The organism is Albidovulum litorale, assembly GCF_025751495.1.
GTDB classification, from domain to species: domain Bacteria; phylum Pseudomonadota; class Alphaproteobacteria; order Rhodobacterales; family Rhodobacteraceae; genus Albidovulum; species Albidovulum litorale.
In genome coordinates this window covers 1,128,007-1,150,557 of record NZ_JAOWKZ010000001.1, presented here as the reverse complement: position 1 = coordinate 1,150,557, position 22,551 = coordinate 1,128,007, and the positions used below count along the sequence as shown (strand labels likewise).

Annotated in this window: 20 protein-coding genes; 12 read left to right on the top strand and 8 right to left on the bottom strand. The window is 64.1% G+C overall.

The window, feature by feature from the left end; all coding sequences use genetic code 11:
- The 3 genes from OEZ71_RS05810 to trpS all read right to left on the bottom strand — a co-directional run.
- On the bottom strand, positions 1-841 hold an 841-nt coding region (locus tag OEZ71_RS05810), incomplete at its 3' end, for a calcium-binding protein (protein ID WP_318527804.1).
- A gap of 513 nt (positions 842-1,354) precedes the next feature.
- Positions 1,355-1,840, bottom strand: coding sequence for a VOC family protein (locus OEZ71_RS05805; protein WP_263738961.1), 486 nt, complete (start codon positions 1,838-1,840; stop codon positions 1,355-1,357).
- 257 nt (positions 1,841-2,097) lie between these two features.
- Entirely contained in the window at positions 2,098-3,135 is a 1,038-nt protein-coding gene (trpS, locus tag OEZ71_RS05800) for a tryptophan--tRNA ligase (RefSeq protein ID WP_263738960.1), read from the bottom strand.
- Between the two features lie 83 nt (positions 3,136-3,218).
- Here trpS and OEZ71_RS05795 point away from each other — a divergent pair, with 83 nt between their 5' ends.
- A complete protein-coding gene (locus tag OEZ71_RS05795) occupies positions 3,219-3,905 on the top strand; it encodes a rhomboid family intramembrane serine protease (RefSeq protein WP_263738959.1) in 687 nt (228 codons plus the stop codon).
- Here the strand turns inward: OEZ71_RS05795 and murJ are convergent.
- The 3 genes from murJ to OEZ71_RS05780 are packed head-to-tail and all read right to left on the bottom strand — an operon-like array spanning position 3,896 to position 9,385.
- Complete coding sequence (murJ, locus tag OEZ71_RS05790; protein ID WP_263738958.1) at positions 3,896-5,440, bottom strand: murein biosynthesis integral membrane protein MurJ; 1,545 nt, start codon at positions 5,438-5,440, stop codon at positions 3,896-3,898. The genes OEZ71_RS05795 and murJ overlap by 10 nt on opposite strands.
- The gene (locus tag OEZ71_RS05785) at positions 5,437-8,229 is read right to left on the bottom strand and encodes a [protein-PII] uridylyltransferase (RefSeq protein ID WP_263738957.1); all 2,793 of its coding nucleotides are present in this window, start codon (positions 8,227-8,229) and stop codon (positions 5,437-5,439) included. Before OEZ71_RS05785 ends, murJ begins: the two co-directional genes overlap by 4 nt.
- Positions 8,213-9,385 carry a penicillin-binding protein activator gene (locus tag OEZ71_RS05780; protein ID WP_263738956.1) on the bottom strand — a complete coding sequence of 391 codons (1,173 nt, stop codon included), beginning with the start codon at positions 9,383-9,385 and terminating at the stop codon, positions 8,213-8,215. Before OEZ71_RS05780 ends, OEZ71_RS05785 begins: the two co-directional genes overlap by 17 nt.
- A gap of 95 nt (positions 9,386-9,480) precedes the next feature.
- Here OEZ71_RS05780 and rsmI point away from each other — a divergent pair, with 95 nt between their 5' ends.
- The 4 genes from rsmI to OEZ71_RS05760 all read left to right on the top strand — a co-directional run bounded on the left by rsmI (position 9,481) and on the right by OEZ71_RS05760 (position 12,618).
- Entirely contained in the window at positions 9,481-10,341 is an 861-nt protein-coding gene (gene rsmI / locus OEZ71_RS05775; RefSeq protein WP_263738955.1) for a 16S rRNA (cytidine(1402)-2'-O)-methyltransferase, read from the top strand.
- Between the two features lie 8 nt (positions 10,342-10,349).
- Entirely contained in the window at positions 10,350-10,691 is a 342-nt protein-coding gene (locus tag OEZ71_RS05770; RefSeq protein WP_412175602.1) for a YraN family protein, read from the top strand.
- A 68-nt stretch (positions 10,692-10,759) separates the two neighbouring features.
- Complete coding sequence (gshB, locus tag OEZ71_RS05765) at positions 10,760-11,698, top strand: glutathione synthase (protein WP_263738953.1); 939 nt, start codon at positions 10,760-10,762, stop codon at positions 11,696-11,698.
- Positions 11,695-12,618 carry an alpha/beta hydrolase gene (locus tag OEZ71_RS05760; protein WP_263738952.1) on the top strand — a complete coding sequence of 308 codons (924 nt, stop codon included), beginning with the start codon at positions 11,695-11,697 and terminating at the stop codon, positions 12,616-12,618. The genes gshB and OEZ71_RS05760 overlap by 4 nt, the downstream gene beginning before the upstream one ends.
- Here OEZ71_RS05760 and OEZ71_RS05755 read toward each other — a convergent pair.
- Together OEZ71_RS05755 and OEZ71_RS05750 are read right to left on the bottom strand one after the other, a co-directional pair.
- Complete coding sequence (locus OEZ71_RS05755; protein WP_263738951.1) at positions 12,603-14,117, bottom strand: YifB family Mg chelatase-like AAA ATPase; 1,515 nt, start codon at positions 14,115-14,117, stop codon at positions 12,603-12,605. The genes OEZ71_RS05760 and OEZ71_RS05755 overlap by 16 nt on opposite strands.
- A 54-nt stretch (positions 14,118-14,171) precedes the next feature.
- Positions 14,172-15,041 (bottom strand): glutathione S-transferase, encoded by an 870-nt coding sequence (locus OEZ71_RS05750; RefSeq protein ID WP_263738950.1) that lies wholly within the window; start codon positions 15,039-15,041, stop codon positions 14,172-14,174.
- 153 nt (positions 15,042-15,194) lie between these two features.
- Here OEZ71_RS05750 and coaBC point away from each other — a divergent pair, with 153 nt between their 5' ends.
- The 7 genes from coaBC (at position 15,195) to OEZ71_RS05715 (ending at position 22,431) form a co-directional block, all read left to right on the top strand.
- Positions 15,195-16,400 (top strand): bifunctional phosphopantothenoylcysteine decarboxylase/phosphopantothenate--cysteine ligase CoaBC, encoded by a 1,206-nt coding sequence (gene coaBC, locus OEZ71_RS05745; RefSeq protein ID WP_263738949.1) that lies wholly within the window; start codon positions 15,195-15,197, stop codon positions 16,398-16,400.
- Between the two features lie 49 nt (positions 16,401-16,449).
- Positions 16,450-16,917 carry a dUTP diphosphatase gene (gene dut / locus OEZ71_RS05740; RefSeq protein WP_263738948.1) on the top strand — a complete coding sequence of 156 codons (468 nt, stop codon included), beginning with the start codon at positions 16,450-16,452 and terminating at the stop codon, positions 16,915-16,917.
- Entirely contained in the window at positions 16,914-17,948 is a 1,035-nt protein-coding gene (locus OEZ71_RS05735) for a HesA/MoeB/ThiF family protein (protein ID WP_263738947.1), read from the top strand. The genes dut and OEZ71_RS05735 overlap by 4 nt, the downstream gene beginning before the upstream one ends.
- Before the next feature lie 131 nt (positions 17,949-18,079).
- Positions 18,080-20,110, top strand: a complete 2,031-nt coding sequence (locus OEZ71_RS05730; RefSeq protein WP_263738946.1) for a M3 family metallopeptidase — start codon at positions 18,080-18,082, stop codon at positions 20,108-20,110.
- Positions 20,107-21,180, top strand: coding sequence for an NAD(P)/FAD-dependent oxidoreductase (locus OEZ71_RS05725; protein WP_263738945.1), 1,074 nt, complete (start codon positions 20,107-20,109; stop codon positions 21,178-21,180). The genes OEZ71_RS05730 and OEZ71_RS05725 overlap by 4 nt, the downstream gene beginning before the upstream one ends.
- A 42-nt stretch (positions 21,181-21,222) precedes the next feature.
- Positions 21,223-21,990, top strand: coding sequence for a glycoside hydrolase family 25 protein (locus OEZ71_RS05720; RefSeq protein ID WP_412175601.1), 768 nt, complete (start codon positions 21,223-21,225; stop codon positions 21,988-21,990).
- 96 nt (positions 21,991-22,086) lie between these two features.
- Positions 22,087-22,431 (top strand): carboxymuconolactone decarboxylase family protein, encoded by a 345-nt coding sequence (locus tag OEZ71_RS05715; RefSeq protein ID WP_263738944.1) that lies wholly within the window; start codon positions 22,087-22,089, stop codon positions 22,429-22,431.
- The last annotated feature ends 120 nt before the right edge of the window (positions 22,432-22,551 follow it).

Below are 22,551 nucleotides of genomic sequence, written 5' to 3'. Positions count from 1 at the left end.
GCCAGTCGTCATCGGCCTCGCCTCTCAGCGTGTCGAACCCGTTGCCGCCCCTGAGCGTATCGGTACCCGCACCGCCCCATAGCCGGTCGACCCCGCCGCCGCCGTCGAGCGAGTCGTTGCCATCGTCGCCATAGAGGAAATCAGTACCGACGCGACCGAAAAGGTTGTCGTCATTGGTTCCTCCTTCAAGGGTATCGCCGCCGCCGCCGCCATCGAGCGTGTCATTGCCTGACAAACCCTGCAGATGGTTGTTGCCGCCGCTGCCGGTCAGTGAATCAGCGAGACCCGTACCCCTCGCGTTTTCTATGCTGATCAGCGTGTCTGTCGCGCCAAACCCATCCGTGGCAGTGCCCTGACCCAGATGAACCGTAACCCCTGAGATGACGTTGTAGACGCCATCCCGATCATAGAGCACCCAGTCCTGACCGGCGCCTCCGTCGATCGTGTCCGCACCGTTGAGCGCGCGAAACAGATTGTCGCCGTCGTCACCCGTTAGAAGATCGTTGAAGTTCGATCCGCGCACCATCTCAAAATTGCTAATCGTATCGGTGCCGCCCATACCGTCCGTGGCTGTCCCTGTACCGAGGTTTACAGTGACGCTGCTGGAGGAGTTGTCATAGTTCAGTTCGTCGATGCCGGTGCCGCCATCCAACGTGTCGTTTCCCTGATCGCCCCGGATGTAGTCGTCGCCATCTCCACCAAGAATGTTGTCGTTGCCGGTTTGGCCAAAGATGTCGTCGTCACCCGCAAGGCCGTCGATCGTGTCATCGCCGGTAAGATCCCTTGGGTCAAGGAAATCGCCAATGACATCGTTGCCGCTGGTGCCCGTAATATTAGCCATATTTTTACATCCAATCTTAGGCGCTTACCCTTTAGGGAAATGCTGCCACCACCTTCGTTTCGATGGGCCACCCCCTCAAAGGCGCAAAAGGCTGCCACTCGAATCCCATTGGAAAGAATCGAGAAGGAACGTCGCGCCGTCAATGTTGGCTTTCGCCTTTTTCGCTCACGATTTTTCTGGCTTGCCGAGGTTTGACCACATTTCGATTTGTGCGCGGGTAATGCTGGGGCCCAAAAAACAGTTCAATAATTTGATTTCAAATGAAAAACTTTCTGCGATCTATGGGTTTCTCGCGGCGTATGCGTCGGTTGATCGTTGGTGTTAGGGTGTCTCTAGGACTCGCTTAGTGCGCATCACATATGGACGATTGTTCGCGCTCTTGAACCATTCTGCCGCCAGAGCGGACATCGTTTGGTTATCAACGCCCGGAACGTGATTCAGACTGATAGTCTAAAGGTTGACACATCGACGCTGTGGTGCTGGTGGGGTTCGTCGAAGGGACCGGTGGTTGCATCAACCAGATTCCTCTAACAAGGCCTCAAGGTTAAGCCTGCGCGTAACCATAGAAAGGCTTCCGTCGGCTTCTCGCGGCCATTCCGCCTCGGGCCGGTCTCGGTAGAGTTCCACCCCGTTGCCGTCTGGATCGGTGATGTAGATCGCCTCGCTCACGCCGTGATCCGATGCGCCATCCAGCGGGTAGTTTGCTTCGACCAGACGCTTCAGCACGGTCGCGAGCGACGCCCGGTCGGGGTAGAGAAAGGCGGTGTGAAAGAGGCCGGTATGACCGGGGGCAGGAGGTGTGCCGCCCTTCGATTGCCACGTGTTCAGACCGATATGGTGGTGGTAACCCCCGGCCGACAGGAACGCCGCCTGGGTGCCGTAGCGCTGCATGAGGGTGAAGCCGAGCAGGTCGGAATAGAACCCGAGCGCGCGGTCAAGGTCGGCGACCTTCAGATGGACGTGGCCGATGCGGGTGCCGGGCGGGGCGGTGTAGTTCATGACAGATCCTCTCTCGTGTGACAGGCCCATCCTACGTTATTTACGTTTTGCACAGAAGATCCGATATCGCAGTTATGATGTGCGAAAATGCATAGGCCCCCGGAGCGCGTCCAGGGTCCTGTGGGTCGGTACGGGGGGACCAGTGACCGCACTGCGTCCGGAACATCGTCGCGTCGGGGACAGGCAGTATCGACAAGACCGGACGGGGCAATGCTGCCCCGTTATTGAATCACCCGTGTGACGATTCCCGCCCCGGCTCAGCCGCGCGAGCGGATCAGCCCGACAATGTCGTAGGTCTGCTCGAGGATCGGCTGGGCGATGGCATTGGCGCGTTCGGCCCCGTCGCCGAGGATGCGGTCGATTTCGGCCGGATCGGCCATCAGCCGCGTCATCTCATCGGCGATGGGTGAGAGTTTGGCCACGGCCAGATCAGCCAAGGCCGGTTTGAACGCGCCGAAGCCTTTCCCGGCAAATTCCGACACCACGGCTTCGGGCGTCACTTCCGCAAGGGCGGCATAGATGTTGACGAGGTTGCGCGCCTCAGGCCGGTCCTTCAGCCCCTCGACGTTCTCGGGCAGCGGCTCGGCATCCGTTTTCGCCTTGCGGAACTTCTGCGCGATCGTGTCGGCGTCGTCGGTCAGGTTGATCCGGCTCGCATCCGAGGGGTCGGATTTCGACATTTTCTTCGACCCGTCGCGCAAGGACATGACGCGGGTCGCGGCACCTTCGATCACCGGCTCCGTCACCGGGAAGAAATCGACCTTGTAGTCATGGTTGAACTTGATCGCGATATCGCGGGTCAGTTCCAGATGCTGCTTCTGATCCTCGCCGACCGGGACATGCGTCGCGTGGTAAAGCAGGATGTCCGCCGCCATCAGCGACGGATAGGCGAAAAGGCCAAGCGACGCCTTCTCGGCATCCTTCCCGGCGGTCTTGTCCTTCCACTGTGTCATGCGGCCCATCCAGCCCATGCGCGCGACGCAGTTGAAAATCCAGGCGAGCTGGGCATGACCCGGCACCTGGCTTTGATTGAAGAGGATCGAGCGCCTGGGGTCCAGCCCCGAGGCGATGTAACCCGCCGCCAGTTCCCGTGTGGCGCGGGTAAGGTCGGTCGGGTTCTGCCAGACCGTCATCGCATGGAGGTCGACGATGCAATAGATCGTCTCGATGCCGCTGTTCTGCATCTCCACAAACCGCTTCACTGCGCCGAGGTAATTGCCCAGTTGCAGGTGGTTCGTGGGCTGGATGCCCGAGAAAACACGCGGAGTGAATTTGGACTGCGCCGCGTCGGTCATGACTGTCCCCATAGGTTCGGCTGGAAATTCGAGTTTTGTTCGCGTATCGCAGGGCAGGGGCAGCGTCAACATGGGGAGGGGCAATGCGTCCGGGATATGATGAGCGGCCGGTCAACCCGCTGCCGCGCGTCGTCTGGCTGATCGTGCTGCCGCTGGCTGCGATGGAGGCCTGGATCAATGCCGGCATTCTGGGGCTGGCCGGTGGCCGGTCGGGGATCGGCTGGCGCAACGCCATGGCGCAGGACTGGGCGCTTGAGCCGCAGATGCTCGATCAGATGCTGCAGGGCGGCGGGTTCAATGCCGATTTCGCGATGCGGTTTCTGACCTATCCGCTGGTGCATGGCAGCTTCACCCACGCGCTTCTGGCGATGGTTTTCATCCTCGCGCTTGGCAAGTTCGTGGGCGAGGTGTTTCGCGGCTGGGCGGTGCTGGCGGTGTTTTTGGCTGCCACCGTCGCCGGAGGCGTGGTCTATTCTCTGGTGCCGGGGCTGACGACATGGCTCTTCGGCGCCTATCCGGGGGCTTATGGCCTGATCGGGGCCTTCACTTTCATCCTCTGGGCGCGGCTTGGGGCGGAACATGCGAACCGCGCGCGCGCCTTCACACTGATCGCCTTTTTGCTGGGTATCCAGCTTGTTTTCGGCGCGCTTTTCGGTGGCAAGCCTGACTGGGTGGCCGATCTGGCCGGTTTCGCGGCGGGGTTCGGGCTTTCGTTCCTCGTCGTGCCGGGTGGGTTCGCTCACCTGATGCGGGTGATCCGTCAGCGCTGACGGCTGAGGCCCGAGCGGAAATCGGCAACGCGGAAGGCGCCAAGCGCGTAGGCGGCGAGTCCATACACGGCCATGCCGCCCAGAACCAGTACCGCGAGCGCCCAGTACCGGTGCCCATGGGCGCTCAGTTGATCTGCCAGCACATAGTCCAGCGCCCAAAGCGCCACACCCATCACAACCGATGCGGCGATGGTGCGGGGCAGGCGGGTGCGCAGCCGGTCATCTGCGCGCGCGGCCTCTCCCATTCCACGGGTTCCCCACCAAAGCTGGAAGGTCATCGCCCAGCCCGCAAGAGTGGTGCCAAGGGCGGCTGCGATGAAGCCAAGGAAGGGCGCAAGGCCGATGGCGAGTGCGGCGTTCACCACCATCGACCAGAGCGCGAAGCGGAACGGCGTGCGTGTGTCTTCCCGCGCGAAATAGAGCGGTTGCACCACCTTCTGCAGCACGAAGGCAGGCAGGCCAGCGCCGTAGACCGCAAGCGCGAGTGCTGTTTGTGCTGTGTCGGTGGCATCAAAGGCACCGCGCTCGTAAAGGACGGAGATCAGCGGAAGCGGGATCACCATCAGAGCGATAGCGGCGGGCACGGTCAGGAACAGCGCGAATTCGGTTGCCCGGCTCAGTGCATAGCGGCTGCCGAACGTGTCGTCGGCTTTCAGACGGCGGGAAAGGTCGGGCAACAGCACAATGCCAATGGCGATGCCGACGACGCCAAGCGGAAGCTGGTAAAGCCTGTCAGCATAGCTGAGCCAGGCAATCGCACCTTCAAAGAAACTGCCGACCTGACGGCCGACCAGCAGGTTGATCTGCACCACGCCTCCGGCCAGCACGGCAGGGCCTGCGATGGTCAAGAGCCGCTTCAGGTCCGGCGTCATCCGGGGCCGCTTCAGCTTCAGTGCAAATCCCATCCGCGCCGCCGCGAACCAGACGAGCGCGAGCTGCGCAAAACCGGTCACGGGCGTTGCCCAGGCCATGGTCAACCCCATGTCCCAGCCTGCCCAATTGGCGGTCAGCATCGCGGCGATGAAGATGATGTTGAGAAGGACCGGTGCGCCTGCGGCGGCGATGAACCTGCCACCGGCATTCAGCAGACCTGAGAGGAGTGCGGTGAGCGAGATGAAGAGGATATAGGGAAAACAGATGCGCCCGTATTCGACCGCCAGCGGCAATCGCTCATCACTGGCAAAACCACCCGCCATGGCCAGTACCAGCCACGGCATTGCCACGATCGCGACCAGCGAAACCAGCAGCACGACGAAGGCAAGGCCCGACATCGCGTCCTCTGCAAATCCCTTGGGGTCCTCGTCTGCCTCCAGCTTTTTCGAAAAGAGCGGCACGAAGGCGGTGTTGAACGCGCCTTCGGCAAAGAAGCGGCGGAACATGTTGGGGAGCGTGAAAGCCACGAGAAACGCCTCGGCCACCGGCCCGGTCCCGAGATAGGCAGCCGTCAGCACGTCGCGCGCGAACCCCGCGATACGGCTCAGCAAGGTCCAGGCCCCGACGGTGAGGAAGCCCCGGATCAGACGGATCGGTTTCATTCTGCTCTCGCCCGCTCCGCGCCTTCGGTGATCGCCTGGCGCAGTTTCCTTTCCAGGCTGTCCTGCTTCGGTTTCGTATGCAGTTTCAAGCCGAACATGTCTTTCACGTAAAACGCGTCGACGACCTGCGCCCCGTAAGTCGCGATCACGGCGCTGGCGATGTAGATATTGTTGGCGGCGAGCGTCCGTGTCAGGTCATAGAGCAGGCCCGGCCGATCGCGCGTATCGACCTCGATGATAGTGTAGATCTCGGACCCTTCGTTGTCGAAGGTGATATGGGTCGGGAACTGGAACTGGCGTTCGCGTTTCTTGATCTTGTCGCGGTCCTTCAGCGCGTCGCGCGCCACGACCTCGCCCTTCAGCGTCTTTTCGATCATCGCGCGCAGGCGGGGCAGCCGGGCCTCTTCATAAGGATGCCCCTCGGCGTCCTGCACCCAGAAAACCGCCGTGGCGTACCCGTCTTTCGAGGTATAGGTCCGCGCATCGACGACGTTCGCGCCCACCAGCGCCAGCGCGCCCGCAAGGCGCGAGAAGATACCGGGATGGTCCCCCAGTGCGAAACAGGCCCGCGTCGCGTCGTGGTCAGGGTCGGGCTTGATGTCGATACGGATCGCGTTGTCGGGAATGTCCTTCAGAAGCGTCGCGAAGACGGCTTGGGTTTCGGTCGCAAGGCCCTGCCAGTACGGCCCGTAGTGCCGCCCGGTTTCCTTGCGGATGTCCTTCGGGTCCCAACCATCAAGCGCCTCTCGCAAGGCACGCTTTGCTTCCGCCTCGCGCTTGCCGGCGTTGAGGGTTTCCAGGCCGCCTTCCAGCGCATCCGTCGTCTCGGCATGAAGACGCCGCAGCAGCATGGCCTTCCAGTTGTTCCATGTATTGGGGCCGACGCCCCTGATGTCGCAGACCGTCAGAACCGTCAGAAGGTCGAGCCGCTTCTTCGTCTTCACGATCTTGGCGAAATCGCGCACCGTCCTTGGGTCCGCGATATCGCGTTTCTGCGCCATGTCGGACATGAACAGGTGATAGCGCACGAGCCATTCCACCGTCTCGCATTCCTCGGCGTTCAGGCCGAGCCTCGGCGCCACTTTCCGTGCGATCTGGGCACCGAGGATCGAGTGATCCTCGGGCCGACCCTTGCCAATATCGTGCAAAAGCAGCGCCACGTAGAGAACCCGCCGGTTCACGCCCTCTTCGAGGATCGAGGACGACAGTGGCAGTTCCTCAATCAGTTCCTTGCGCTCGATCTGGGCGAGGGTGGAGATCGTCTGGATCGTATGCTCGTCCACCGTGTAGCTGTGATAGACGTTGAACTGCATCATCGCGACGATCGGTTCGAATTCCGGGATGAAGGCGGACAGAACGCCCAACTCGTTCATCCGTCGAAGCGCGCGTTCAGGGTTGCCGTGCTTCAGGAGCAGGTCGAGGAAGATCCGCGCCGCCTCGCGATCCTCGCGCATGTCGTCGTCGATCATGTCGAGATGCTGAACCACGACCCGCATCGCGTCGGGGTGGATGAGGTTGCCGGTCCTTACCCCTTCTTCGAAAAGCCGGAGCAGGTTCAACTTGTCTTTCAGGAACGCCTTCTGATCGGCGATGTTGATCCGCCCGCGCTCCAGCCGGAAGCCTTCACGGGTCTTGCGGCGGCTGCGGCGCAACAGGCCCGCCAGCATCGCCTCTTTCTTGACGTGGCGTTCTTCCAGAGCGGTCAGGAAGACGCGGGTCAGTTCGCCCACATGCGTCGCGTGGCGGAAATAGTCCTGCATGAAATGCTCGACCGCGCGCCGCCCGCCCGCATCGGAGTATCCCATCCGCGCCGCCACCTCGACTTGCAGATCGAACGTCAGCTGGTCCTGCGCGCGCTTGGTGATCAGGTGAAGATGGCAGCGCACCGCCCACAGGAAATCCTCGGCCGCCGCGAAGGTCTGGTATTCCTCGCGCGTCAGCAGCCCCTGATCGACCAGTTCCGCCGCCTGCCGCACCGCATGGATATACTTGCCGATCCAGTAGAGCGTCTGAAGATCGCGCAGCCCGCCCTTGCCCTCCTTGACGTTGGGTTCAAGCACGTAGCGCTGACCGCCCTGCCGCTTGTGCCGCTCGGCGCGTTCCAAGAGCTTCGCCTCGATGAACTCGGTGCTGGTGCCTTTGAAAAGCTCGTTCCTGAGCTTGTCGCGCAGCTTTATCGCCAGGTCGTGATGACCGCAGATATAGCGCCGTTCCAGAAGGGCCGTGCGGATCGTGTAATCCTCGCGCCCAAGGCGCAGACAATCCTTCACCGTTCGGCTGGCATGGCCGACCTTCAGCCTGAGATCCCACAGGATATAGAGCATCGATTCAATGACGCTCTCGGCCCAGGCGGTCATCTTGTACGGGGTGATGAACAAGAGATCGATATCGGATTGTGGCGCCATCTCGGCCCGGCCATAGCCGCCGACCGCCATCACCGCCATATGCTCACCCTCGGTCGGGTTGGCGCGGGGATGCAGAACCTCGCTCACCAGCGTGAAGACGACCCGCACCATCGCATCGGTCAGCGTGGCATAGGCATGTACCGTCGCCCGTGCGGCGCGGGGATGGGTGGTGAAATCCGCGGCAATGGTATCCAGCGCTTCCCGCCGCGCGGCGGCAAGCGCCTGCACGATCAGGGCGCGCTGTGCCCTTGTGTCCTCGGCTTCGGCAAGGTCCGGGCGGAGCCCCGCCACGAACCTGTCGGTGTCGAATATCGGATGCGCGCCGATATCGGCGGGAAGCGCGACGACCGGCCCGCGCAGGACCTGCTCAGAACCCGGCGCCACTGAAGCTTCTCGGGGCGCTGTCGATCACAACCATCTGCGCGTTTCGCACCTGTGCGATGGCGAGGCCGCGTTCATTGGTGCCGTCAGCGCGCAGGCGGAAGACGCCGCTCACACCGGCAAAGCCCGCGCCCTGCGTAAGCGAGGCGGCCGAGAAGGCGTCGGGCCGCCCCTGCTTGGCCAGCGCGCCGATGGCGGCGATCCCGTCATAAGCAAGTCCGGCGATGGGATGTGGCACATCGCCATAGGCGGCGGTGAACCGCGACTGGAACAGGGTCTGAAGCGCCGGATCGGGTAGGGCGAACCACCCACCCTGCACGCCGGGCATGGCGAGCGTTGCGGTCGGGATGTCCCAACGTGTCAGGCCGATGAACTGGGTATCACCGGGCCGGAGGCCGGATTCAGGCAGAAGCTGCGCCAGCAGGGGTAGAGCGCCTGCCGTATCGGCGGTGAAGAACACGGCATCAGATGCCGAGGCCTTGGCGGCGCTGGCGATCCGCGGGGCGGCATCGATCACGCCCTGCTGCGAGAAGGAATAGGTTTCCGCCCCCGTTATGGTCGCACCGGAACGCGCGGCGGCAGTTTCAATCGCGCGCTTGCCAAGAGCACCGGCAGGATTCTGATCATAGACGACCATGATCCGGCCCTTGCCGTTGCGTGCCGCGTAAGAGACGAGCCGGTTCGCGGTGTTCTGGAAGGTCGGGCCGAGGACAAAGACGTTGCCGCCGGCGATGTCGGTGTTGTTCGAGAAGGACAGCACATTGACGCCCGAGCCGCGCACCGCGATGCCAGCGGCGTTGGCGGCCTCGGCGTAGACCGGACCCAGGATGACTTGTGCGCCCTCCTGAACCGCCTGTTGCGCCATCGCCGCCGAGAACGCAGGGTCGGAACCGGCGTTGTAGACCCGCAGGTCGATTTGCACGCCCTGAAGATCAGCAATGGCCAGATCGGCCGCCTGTTTCAGATTTCGCGCCAGCACCTCGTCACCCGAATTGCCGCTGCCACTGGGCAGAATCAGCGCGACCTGAACCGGCGCGCCGGGGTCGAGGGCGGGTCCGCGGCTGGAGGGCGAGGGGACGCAGGCCGTAACGACAACTGCTGCCGCGAGCAGCGCGGCGCGGGTCAACGCCTTGCGGCGGCTGGTGAAAACAGCGAACATGGTACAATCCTTGGCTCGGTCACGGGGCGATGGAAACGACGGCGAGACTAAGCGGTCTCTGGCACGAAGTAAACGCATCAGCAGGAAGGACGGCGATGACCGGCCAAAGGCACCCCCTCGGCCCCGGATTGTACTTCATCGCCACGCCGATCGGGGCGGCGCGGGATATCACCTTGCGCGCGCTCGACATTCTCGCCAGCGCCGATGTGATCGCGGCAGAGGATACGCGCAGCCTGCGCCATCTGATGGACATCCACGGTGTCGCCCTGGGCGACCGGCCGCTTCTGGCCTATCACGACCACAATGGCGAGCGTGTACGGCCGCGCATATTGGCGGCTCTGGCCGAGGGCAAATCGGTCGCCTACGCGTCTGAGGCGGGGACGCCCCTTGTGGCCGATCCGGGCTTTCAACTCGGCCGCGCGGTTATCGCGGCGGGGCATCAGGTGATCTCGGCCCCCGGCCCCTCGGCGGTTCTGGCCGCTTTGACGGTTTCGGGCCTGCCCTCCGACCGGTTTCTTTTCGCGGGCTTCGCGCCGTCCTCTGGCTCACAGCGGCGGACCTGGCTGAAGGAACTCGCGGCATTACCGGCGACGCTCATCCTCTATGAATCTCCAAAGCGTCTTCAGGCACTCTTAACGGATATCCATTTAGTCTTCGGGGCAGACCGGAAAGCGGCGATCTGCCGCGAGTTGACCAAGAAGTTCGAGGAGGTCACGCGCGGCACTGTCGCCGAACTGATTTCGGCCTATGCGGACCGAACGGTCAAGGGCGAGATCGTGGTCGTCATCGATCGGGCGGGCGTTCAGTCCGCAAAACCGGCCGACATTGAGGCCGCTCTGAGGGAGGCGATGGAATGCCATTCGATCAAGGATTCGGCGACGCTGGTCTCGCAGGCGCTGGGATTGCCCCGCCGCCAGGTTTACCAGATCGCGCTCAAACTGGCCGGAGACGGTTGACGGGGGCGATGGCCCATGCCGCCGGTATGGCTGCCGAGGATCAGGTGGAGGCGCACTACATGCGGTCGGGGCGAACGGTCGCCGCGCGCCGGTGGCGCGGCAAGGCCGGCGAAATCGACCTGATTCTGCGAGACGGATCAGGCTTGATCTTCGTGGAGGTCAAACGCGCTAAGACGCATCGTCTGGCCGCAGAACGGCTCAGCACGCGCCAAATTCAAAGAATCCGCGCCGCCGCATCAGAGTTCGTCGCCGCGGAACCCGCCGGACAGGATAGCGAGATGCGATTTGATGTGGCGCTGCTTGATGCGGCGGGACAGATTGAAATCGTCGAGAATGCACTCGGTCCCTGATCGCGGATTGCATCCCGCGCGCGCCTCGGCCATCAATCGCAACGGTTGAAGCAGGAAAGGCCCGGCGCATGTCCCTGAAAGTCGCATTCCAGATGGACCCGATCGAAAGCGTCAATATCGACGCCGATTCGACCTTCCGCATCGCGCTGGAAGCGCAGTCGCGCGGGCACGCGCTTTTCTACTACACGCCGGGGCGGCTTTCCTACCGTGAGGGACGGGTTCTGGCGCGCGGCTGGCCGCTGGAGGTGCGCCGCCAGAAAGGAAACCATTTTACCTTGGGGGCAGAGGTTGAGGCCGACCTCGGCGACATGGACGTGGTATGGCTCCGTCAGGACCCGCCCTTCGACATGGGCTACATCACGACCACCCACCTTCTCGACATGATCCACCCGGAGACGTTTGTGGTGAACGACCCCTTCTGGGTCCGGAACTATCCAGAGAAACTGCTGGTCCTGAACTTTCCGCATCTGACACCGCCGACACTGATCGCGCGCGATCTTCAGACAATCCGCGACTTCAAGGCCGAACACGGCGATATCATCCTCAAGCCGCTCTACGGCAACGGCGGCGCGGGCGTCTTCCGGCTGGATCCGAATGACCGCAATCTCGCCTCGCTGCACGAGTTGTTCATCGGCATAAACCGCGAGCCGCTGATCGCGCAGAAATACGTGCCTGCCGTGGTAAAGGGCGACAAGCGGATCATCCTTGTGGACGGCGAACCGGTTGGAGCGATCAACCGCATTCCGGCAGAGGGCGAGACCCGGTCGAACATGCATGTCGGCGGAAGACCCGAGAAAGTCGGCCTGACCCAACGCGACAAAGAAATCTGCGCAGCGATTGGCCCGACCTTGCGCGAAAAGGGCCAGATCTTCGTCGGCATCGACGTGATCGGGGACTGGCTGACCGAGATCAACGTGACCTCTCCCACCGGCATTCAGGAACTGGAGCGCTTTGACGGGACCAATGCGGCGGCGAAGATCTGGAAGGCGATCGAGGCGAAGAGGTGAGCCTCAGGCTCACGCTTCTGAATGCGGGTCTCCGCGTCCTTGCCCGGCCGCGGCTTGCCCGTCTTGCCGACCCTGCCGAGGCGCGGCGGGAAATGGCACGTATTGCTCGCTATTATCTTGCCCGGCCGAGGGGCGTAGCGATCGAGCGGAGGAAGGCCGACGGCACCGTGCCGTCGCGGCTTCACGTGACCGCGCCCGGCGTGGGTCGGAAGGTGCTTCTTTACTTTCACGGCGGCGGCTATGTCGCTGGCTCTCCGGACACGCATCTCGGTCTTCTCGCGGCGCTGGCGCGGGCTACGGGGATGGTGGTGATCGCACCGCGCTACCGGCTTGCGCCGGAGCATCCCTTTCCGGCCGCACAGGACGATGCTTTCGTGGCCTGGCAAGATCTGGTCGCGCAGGGATGCGAACCGGGCGACATCGTGCTGGCCGGCGACAGCGCAGGGGGCGGTCTGGCCTTGTCGCTTCTGGCAAGGCTCTGCGCCGATGGGGTGCCGCCCGCGGCTGTCGTGACATTCTCGGCATGGACCGACATGACCGGTTCCGGCCCGTCCTGCAGCGAGAATGCGGGGCGCGATCCCCTACTGCCGGCCGCTCGTCTGGATGAGCTTGCCGGGTTCGCGCTTGGTGGCCAAGACAGGCGCGATCCAGCAGCCTCGCCCTTGTTCGCCGCCTATCCCGGCTGCCCACCGGTCTTCTTCGCGGTGTCCCAAGCCGAAATCCTGCGCGACGACAGTCTGCGTCTTGCCCGGCGGCTCGAAGGCGAGGGGGCGGTGGTCGAGGTCGAGTTGCATGCCGATTGTCCCCATGCCTGGCCGATCTTCACCCGGCGCATCCCCGAAGCCGATGCCACAATCGGCCGCGCGGCCGACTTTGTGCGGCGGGTGATGGCGCCGGTCGCTGCTCAGCGCCCGGCCTGAATGCTCAGCCGGTAGCTGACGGCTTCAGCGACATGCGGTTTGCGCACCTCCTCCGACCCGCCGAGATCGGCAATGGTGCGCGCGACGCGCAGGATACGATGATACCCGCGCGCCGAGAGGCCGAAGCGTTCGGCGACCCTGGCGAGCAGGTCGCGCCCCTCGGCGTCAGGGCTCGCCACCTCTTCAAGGAGCCGCCCTTCGGCATCGGCATTGACCCGGATACCGGCATGAGACGCGAAACGCGCTGCCTGCCGGTCGCGCGCGGCGGCAACGCGTTCGGCAACGGCAGATGACGCTTCGCCGCCGTCGGGAAGATCGAGATCGGTATAGGCTACCGGCGGCACCTCTACCCGCAGGTCGATCCGGTCCATCAGGGGGCCGGAAATGCGCCCCAGATAATCCTCCCCGCATTGCGGCACCCGGGCGCAGGAGCGGGCGGGGTCGGTCAGGTAGCCGCACTTGCAGGGATTTGCGGCGGCCACCAGCAGGAACCGGCAGGGATAGCGGATATGGGCATTGGCGCGGGCCACGACGACCTCGCCGGTCTCGATCGGCTGGCGCAGGGTTTCCAATACGGCGCGCGGAAACTCGGGAAACTCGTCAAGGAATAGGACACCGTTATGCGCGAGGCTGATTTCGCCCGGTTTCGCACCCCTGCCGCCGCCGACGATGGCCGCCATGGAGGCGGTGTGGTGCGGTTCCCGGAAGGGCCGCGTGCGGCTGATCCCGCCCTCGTCCAGGAGCCCCGACAGCGAATGGATCATAGAGGTTTCCAGCGCCTCGGGCGCCGTCAGCGGCGGCAGAATGCCCGGCATCCGTGCGGCGAGCATCGATTTGCCGGATCCCGGCGTGCCGACCATCAGCAGGTGATGCCGCCCGGCCGCTGCGATTTCCAGCGCGCGTTTGGCGCGTTCCTGTCCTTTCACGTCCCGCAGGTCGCGTGCCGCCTCGCCGCGCGTCACCTCACCGGGCGTGGCAGGCGTGATCGGCGACTGGCCGGTATAGTGGCGCAATACGTCCGCGAGCGTGCCCGCCGCAATCACGGGCGTGGCGCCGACCCATGCCGCCTCGGGGCCACAGGCCTTCGGGCAAAGCAGCACCCGTTCCTCCTCGGCCGCCGCCATCGCGGCGGGCAGTGCACCGATAACGGGCACAAGGCGGCCGTCGAGAGAAAGCTCCCCGAGTGCAACTGTCGCCTCAACCTCTTCCCTTGGAAGTATGTCGATGGCAGCCAAGAGCGCCAACGCGATCGGCAGGTCGAAATGCGAGCCTTCCTTGGGCAGGTCGGCGGGCGAGAGGTTAACCGTGATTCGTTTCGAGGGCAGCGCGATCGACATCGCGGTCAGCGCGGCCCGCACCCGGTCGCGCGCCTCGCTGACCGCTTTGTCGGGCAGGCCGACGACGGCGAAGGCGGGCATCCCGGCCGCGACGGAGCATTGCACCTCGACGATGCGCGCCTCCACGCCTTCAAAAGCCACCGTATAGGTGCGCGCGACCATGAGCCGTCCCCTTCAGATTGGTTAACGGCTACTCCGGGCGTGGTTTAGGAATGATTAACGCGCCACCATTGCCATGAAGGCGGGCCAGACTTCCGGATCGGCCAGCGTCTTGTCGCGGCAGAACGGGTTGCAGAAGCCCCAGACCTTGCCGTCCAATGTGAGGAAGTCGGTCACCGGGGCGCCGGAATAGGGGCAGGCCGTGTTCTCCGACGGGCCATCGGCGATCTTTGCGGCCAGTGGCATCGGGCCGGGCCAGGGCCGTTCGGCATAGGGCTTGGCGTAACTTGGCTGGATCAGGTTCTGCGCCTTGCCCATCGCCCGCCAGCGGCGGAAGGAGGGATCGGCAAGATGCGCGTTCACATAGGCCATGGCCGCGTCCGAAACGGGCAGATTGTAGGTGGCGATCCGCGTCGCCACCGGGGCGAAGAACGCATCGGCCGCCGTGTAGCGGCCAAAGAGCCACGGGCCCTCCGCGCCGAACCGTTCGCGGGCGCGGGTCCAGATGAGTTCAATCCGGGCGAGGTCGGCCATAACCTCGGGCCGTGGGGCGCTGTCCTCATAGCTCAGCAGCAGGTTCATGGCGCAGTCGCCGCGAAGCGCGGTAAACCCCGAGCACATCTCGGCCGCCATGTAGCGGGCCATCGCGCGGGCGGCGGGATCTTCGGGCCAGAGGCCGGCCTCTGGGTGGCGTTCGGCCAATGCTTCGGCGATGGCGAGGCTTTCGCCGATCACCTCGCCTTCGGGTGTGCGCATTGCCGGAACCAGACGGGCGGGGGCAAATTCTGACATAAGGCGCTGAAAATCATCGGAATAGAGGATGCCGGTATGGCATTTGACCGGAATTCCGAACTTTTCGAACAACAGCCAGCCGCGCAGCGACCAGCTGGAATAGGACCTGTCGCCGATGGCGAGATGATAGGTCATGTTTGCCTCCGTTTTTTGCTTGCTAGCGCGGCCTTTGGCCCGCGTCACGTTCAACTTCGTGGGCCAGTCCATCACCATCCGTGATGCAGCCTGCGGCTTGTCTTCGGGGCGGGGGCACCCTAATCCTTTGGGGGACAAGCGAATGAGGCCCCCATGCTTTCGGGCAAGCGCATCCTTCTGATCATCGGCGGCGGCATCGCAGCCTATAAATCGCTCGACCTGATCCGGCGGCTCAGGGAGCGGGGCGCGGCGGTGACTCCGGTTCTGACACGGGCGGGCGAGGAGTTTGTGACGCCTTTGTCGGTTGCCGCTTTGGCCGGTGAGAAATGCTACCGCCACCTTTTCGATCTGACCGACGAGGCGGAGATGGGGCATATCGAACTGAGCCGCGCCGCCGATCTGGTCGTGGTGGCACCCGCGACGGCGGACCTGATGGCGAAGATGGCAGGAGGACATGCAGACGACCTTGCCTCGACGCTGCTGATGGCGACCGACAAGAAGGTGCTGATCGCACCGGCGATGAATGTGCGGATGTGGCTGCACCGCGCCACCCAGCGCAACATCGCGATGCTGCGCGCCGATGACATCCGTTTTGTCGGCCCGAATGAGGGCGATATGGCCTGCGGCGAATACGGGCCGGGGCGGATGGCGGAGCCTCTGGAGATTGTCGCGGGGATCGAGGCGATGATGGGCGACGGCCCCTTGCAGGGCCGCCATGTGGTCGTAACCTCGGGCCCCACGCATGAACCCATCGACCCGGTGCGTTATATCGCCAACCGCTCCTCGGGCGCGCAGGGAACCGCATTGGCCCGGGCATTGCGGGATTTGGGCGCGCGGGTCACGTTCGTGACCGGGCCCGCCTCTGTGCCGCCGCCGGGCGGGGTGGAGGTTGTGCAGATCGAGACGGCCCGTCAGATGCTGGACGCGGTGAAGACCGCGCTCCCCGCCGATGCGGTCATCTGCGCCGCCGCCGTGGCCGACTGGCGGGTGGCGAATGCTTCGGGGTCCAAGATGAAGAAGGACGGGTCGGGCAAGGCCCCTGCGCTCGACTTCGCCGAGAATCCCGACATCCTCGCAACGATATCGCAGATGAAGAAGGGCCGCCCCGCGCTCGTCGTCGGCTTTGCCGCCGAGACCGATGACGTGGTCGCCCATGCGACCACCAAACGGGAGCGCAAGCACTGTGACTGGATCGTCGCCAATGATGTGCGCCCGGCCACGGGCATCATGGGCGGGACCGAGAACGCGGTGACGCTGATCAGTGAAACAGGGGCCGAGGAATGGCCGCGCCTGCCGAAGGATGAGGTGGCAAGGGGGCTTGCCGCGCGCATCGCTGCGGCTTTGGGCGCTGGTGGATAGGGCAAATGCCTCCGGCGGGAGTATTTTGGCCAAGAAGAAGGGGCAGGCGATGATCCCGACGATTCGGGTTCTGCGCGAGGATTGGGCGGACCCTGCGGTGCCCTTGCCGTCTTATGAGACGGACGGCGCGGCGGGCGCGGATATCCGTGCGAACCTGCCCGGGGAGATGCGCGCGGCGGGCTTTGTCCTAAACCCGATGGAGCGGCGGATCGTACCGACCGGGCTCAGGGTAGAGATTCCGGCGGGGTTCGAGATGCAGATCCGGCCGCGCTCCGGGCTGGCGCTGAAGCACGGAATATCGCTGCCCAATACGCCCGGCACGATCGACAGCGACTATCGCGGGCCTTTGGGAGTGCTGCTGATCAATCTTGGAGCAGAGCCCTTTACTGTCGCCCATGGCGACCGCATCGCCCAGATGATCGTGGCGCCGGTCGTGCAGGCGGCGTTCGAGCCGGTCGACGCATTGGGCGAGACTGCGCGCGGAACGGGCGGGTTCGGCTCCACGGGGCGGCAATGAGCGTCTTTCTGATCGCGGTGGCATTGGTGGCGCTTGGCCTCGTCCTGCGGCTACCGGGGCGGATGATCCTCGCCATGCTCGGGCTTCTTTGGGCCGGGGTGATGCTGGCGCTTTTGGCGCTGCCCGAGGGAAATGCGATGCGCGCGGCTCTGGGCGACGACTGGCGGCCTTGGGCGGCGCTGGGCGTCGCTCTGGCGGCGGGACTGGCCTATCGCGGTTTCCTGGCGTGGTTGAGAGTAAAGGCGGAGAACATAGCCGCCGCGCCCGCGTCATCGGGCCCATTCTCGGAAGCCGAGCTTGACCGCTATGCCCGCCATATCGTGCTGCGCGAAGTGGGCGGCATGGGGCAAAGACGGCTGAAAGACGCGAAGGTTCTGGTCATCGGCGCGGGCGGGCTCGGTTCTCCGGCGCTCCTCTATCTCACGGCGGCAGGGGTGGGCACGATCGGGGTGATCGACGATGACGAGGTGTCAAACTCCAACCTTCAGCGGCAGGTGATCCATACCGACGCGAGGATCGGCCAGCCGAAGGTTTTTTCAGCCGAAGCGGCGATGAAGGCATTGAACCCGTTCATTTCGGTGAAGCCCTATAACCGGCGGCTTGGTGAGGGTGAGGCGGTCGCGCTTTTTGCCGAATATGATCTGATCCTCGACGGGTCAGACAATTTCGACACGCGTTACATGGTCAACGCCGCCGCCGTCGCCGCGAAGAAGCCGCTGATTTCGGCCGCGATCACGCAGTGGGAAGGCCAGATCAGCCTTTACGACCCGGCGCGGGGTGCCCCCTGCTATGCTTGTATCTTTCCCGACCGTCCTGCCGATGGCCTTGCGCCCGCCTGTGCGGTCGCGGGCGTGATGGGCGCCTTGCCTGGAGTCGTCGGGTCGATGATGGCGGTCGAGGCGATCAAGGAGATCACCGGGGCGGGCGAGGGTCTGCGCGGCAGGATGCTTATCTATGACGCACTTTACGGTGAAAGCCGCCAGATCGCTTTGAAGCGCAGTCCGGGCTGCGCGGTCTGCGGTTGCGGGTAGGGCGGCCCTCGGGGGGCATCGAGCCCCCTCGGCCCGCGCCTCCGGCGGGAGTATTTTCCCGACAGAAAGTGAGAGCTGGTTCTGGTCTTTGACGGCTCACGCGCCTAGCTTCGCGCTCAAAGGAGAAACCCATGACCAATCCGTTGCTTGAGCCCTGGACCGGTGAGTTTGATCTGCCGCCCTTTGACGCGATCCGGGATGCGGATTTCGCCCCTGCCTTCGAGTGGGCTTTAACCGAGGCGCGGGCGAATATCGCGGCGATTGCCGGAAATGCCGAGCCGCCCGGTTTCACCAATACGGTTGAGGCGCTGGAACTGGCCGAGGAGGCGCTAAACCGGGTGGCGGGCGTGTTCTACAACCTTGCAGGCGCGGATTCGACGCCGGAACGAGAGGCCTTGCAGCGCGATCTGGCGCCGAAGATGGCCGCGTTCTCGTCGGAAGTGACGATGAATGCGGCCCTGTTCGCGCGGATCGAGGCTTTGTGGTCGGGCCGCGATACGCTGGGTCTGTCGGCGGAACAATCCCGGGTGCTGGAGCTGTACCGGCGCATGTTCATCCGCGCCGGCGCGGCGCTGGACGCGGCAGGCCGCAAGCGCATGGCCGAGGTCAAGGAACGGCTGGCGGTGCTCTCGACGTCCTTCACCCAGAACCTTCTGGCCGATGAACGCGACTGGTGGATGCCGCTGGCCGAGGCGGATCTGGACGGGTTGCCGGATTTCGTCATCGCCGCCGCAAAGGCCGCCGCCGAAGAGCGCGGGCAGCCGGGCCATGTGCTGACGCTCAGCCGCTCGCTCGTGGTGCCATTCCTGCAATTCTCGCTCCGCCGCGATCTGCGCGAAAAGGCCTATGAGGCATGGACTGCGCGCGGTGCGAATGGTGGCGCGACCGACAACCGGGCGCTGGCGGCCGAAATCCTGAAGCTGCGGGAGGAGCGGGCAAGGCTGTTGGGTTACGACAGCTTCGCCGCCTACAAGCTGGAACCCGAAATGGCCAGAACGCCGGACGCGGTGCGCGACCTTCTCATGCGGGTCTGGGAACCGGCGCGGGCCAAGGCCATGGCGGATGGAGAGGTGCTGACGCGGATGATGCATGCGGACGGCATCAATGGCGATCTGGAGGCCTGGGACTGGCGCTATTACTCCGAAAAGCGGCGGCTGGCCGATCATGACCTCGATGAAGGCGAGCTGAAGCCTTATTTCGGGCTTGAGGCGATGATCGGCGCGGCCTTCGACTGTGCCACCCGGCTGTTCGGACTGGAGTTCCGGCCGCTCGACGTACCGCTCTATCATACCGATGCGCGGGCCTGGGAGGTGACACGGGGCGGACGTCACATCGCAGTCTTCATCGGCGACTGGTTCGCGCGATCGTCGAAACGCTCGGGCGCATGGTGTTCGGCCTTCCGCGAACAGCGCAAGCTCGGCGGCGATCAACGGCCCGTTGTCGTGAATGTCTGCAACTTTGCAAGACCCGCGAAGGGGGAACCGGCGCTGCTCTCATGGGACGATGCGCGCACACTTTTCCACGAATTCGGCCACGCGCTGCATCAGATGCTGTCGGACGTCACCTATGGCTTCATCTCCGGCACCTCGGTCGCCCGTGATTTCGTCGAACTGCCGAGCCAGCTTTACGAACACTGGCTGGAAGTGCCCGAAGTGCTCGACAACCATGCCCGGCATGTGAAGACCGGCCAGCCGATGCCCGCCGCCTTGCGTGACCGGCTTCTGGCGGCATCGACCTATGATCAGGGCTTCGCCACGGTCGAATATGTGGCGTCCGCGCTCGTCGATCTGGCCTTCCACGAGGGGGCCGGACCGGCCGATCCTATGGCGGTGCAGGCCAAGGTGCTTAAAGAGATCGGCATGCCCCACGCGATCCGCATGCGCCACGCCACCCCGCATTTCGCCCATGTCTTCGCAGGCGACGGCTATTCCTCGGGCTATTACAGCTACATGTGGTCCGAAGTGATGGATGCCGATGCCTTCGAGGCGTTCCGCGAAGCCGGGGATGCCTTCGATGCTGATACGGCGCAGCGACTTGAAGAGCACATCCTGTCAGCGGGCGGGTCTCAGGAAGCCGATGCGCTTTACACCGCATTCCGGGGCAAAATGCCGGGGGTGGAACCGCTTCTGAAGGGGCGTGGTCTTCTGGAACCTGCGGCATGACCACGGATTTCCTGATCATCGGTGGCGGCATTGCCGGGGTCTCGGCTGCTGCGCGGCTGTCGCATCTGGGGAAGGTCGTGCTCCTGGAGGCTGAGGATCACCTCGCCTATCACACATCCGGCCGGTCCGCCGCGCTTTATGAGCCGAATTACGGCCTCGCGCCGGTCGTCGCGCTGGCGCGGGCGAGCGGTGCCCATCTACGCCATACGGGTGTTCTCAGCCCGCGCGGCATGTTGCTGGTTGCGTCACAGGAGGAACGTGCGCCGTTCGAAGCTGATTGCGAGGCCCTCGGCCTGGAGGAAATCGCAGTCGAGGCGGCGCGCGACATTGTGCCGATTCTTGATCCGGCGCGGCTGGACAGGGCGGCTTATGGCGCACATGCCGAGGATATCGACACGGACCTGCTGATCCAGACCTTTGCGCGTGAAGCAAGAGCGAACCGGGCTGAGATCATCACCGGTGCGCGGGTGACGACGATTGCCCGGACGGGTGGCCTGTGGCGGGCGGATACGCGGAAGGGCACATACGAGGGCCAGTTGGTGGTCAATGCCAGCGGGGCATGGGCCGATGAGGTTGCCGGCATGGCCGGTATCCGGCCCATCGGTTTCACACCGCTCCGCCGTTCGATGGCCCGTATTCCCGCGCCCGGCGGCCACGACCCTGCCCGCTGGCCACTGATCTTTGGCGCGGGCGAAAGCTGGTATGCGAAGCCCGATGCCGGTGCGCTGATCGTGTCTCCCGCTGAGGAGGACCCGACCCATCCGCATGATGCTTGGGCCGAGGACATGGTTCTGGCCGAGGGGATCGCACGGTATGAGGCGATGGTGACCGAACCGGTGACGCGGCTCATTGCCTCATGGGCGGGGCTTCGGACCTTTGCGCCCGATAGGGTGCTAGTCATAGGCCCCGATCCGTCGGAACCCTCGTACTTCTGGCTGGCGGGGCAGGGCGGATACGGGTTCCAGACCGCACCGGCTGCCAGCCAATTGGCTGCCGACCTGATTGCCGGCCGCGCGCCGGAGATTGATCGCGCTATGGTAGAAGCCCTTTCGCCAAACCGCTTTTCGTGACATCCTGTCTGAAACAGGCAAGACCCCGGGCAGGAGGGCGGAATGGGACGGATCAGGCAGTTTCTGGCTTTTGCACTGGTATGCGGGCTTGCAGCCTGCGGTGGAGGCCGGATTGACGGCATCCCGCATCGGTTCAGCGATATTGACCCTTACGACTGGCGTGGTATCACGCCCGCGCATCACCCGATCCACGGTATCGACGTGTCGCGTTATCAGGGCGATATCAACTGGCACCGCGTCGCCGCATCTGATGTGGCTTTCGCCTTCATCAAGGCGACAGAGGGCGGTGACCATGCCGACCCGGCCTTTGCCCAGAATTGGCAGGGCGCGGCGCGTGCAGGCATCCCACGCGGGGCCTACCACTTCTACTATCTCTGCCGTTCGGCTGAAGAGCAGGCGGCGTGGTTCATCGCCAACGTGCCCTACACGCCCGGCGCCCTGCCGCCGGTTCTGGATGTTGAATGGAATCACCAGTCCCGCACCTGCCGCACCCGCCCCGATCCGGCGGTTCTGCGGGCCGAGATCCTGACCTTCCAGCGCATCGTCGGTGTGCGCTATGGCCAGCGGCCCCTGATCTACACGACGGTCGATTTCTGGTCGGACAACGAACTGTGGAAACTCAGGGGTGAGGAATTCTGGCTGCGGTCGGTCGCCGGTCACCCGCGCCAGAAGTTCCCCGGCCAAAGTTGGGCCTTCTGGCAATATACCGGCACTGGAGTGGTGCAGGGCATTTCCGGCCAGACCGACCTCAATGCCTTTGCCGGGACCGAGGCGGACTGGTCCACCTGGCTGATGCGGCGGCGGCTCTGATTTCACATTCAAAATACTGAATGGATTTGACCGAAGTCAAAGTCGACCGTGCACGCCCCATGTCAAACCTGCCGCCAAACCAACGCGGAGACCGACATGAGCTACAAGGGCCAGATCGACCAGACGCGCACCGAATTGCGCGCGCTCTACAAGACCATTCCCGCCGCGACGGCGGGCTTCACAACGCTATCGAACGCGGTGAAGGAAAACGGGCCGCTCAGCATCAAGGAAAAGGAATACGTGGCGCTCGGCATGGCGGTGGCCTTGCGCTGCGAGCCCTGCATCAACTTCCATGTCGAGGCGTTGATGAAGGCGGGCGCGACACGGGAAGAACTGGGCGACGTTCTTGCCATGGCGGTGCAGATGGGCGGTGGCCCGACGCTGATGTATTCCGCCGCAGCACTTGCCTGCTGGGATGAACTGGCGGCGGCAAAAGGGTAGGTTGCGGCTCTCACACGTCACTGGGCGGACCTGGTGTGGCTTGCATCCATTTTTGGTGGTTTTTTTTTAAAAGCCGACCAAGGTCGCTTTGCCGTCAGAGCGGACAAACCTGGGATGGTG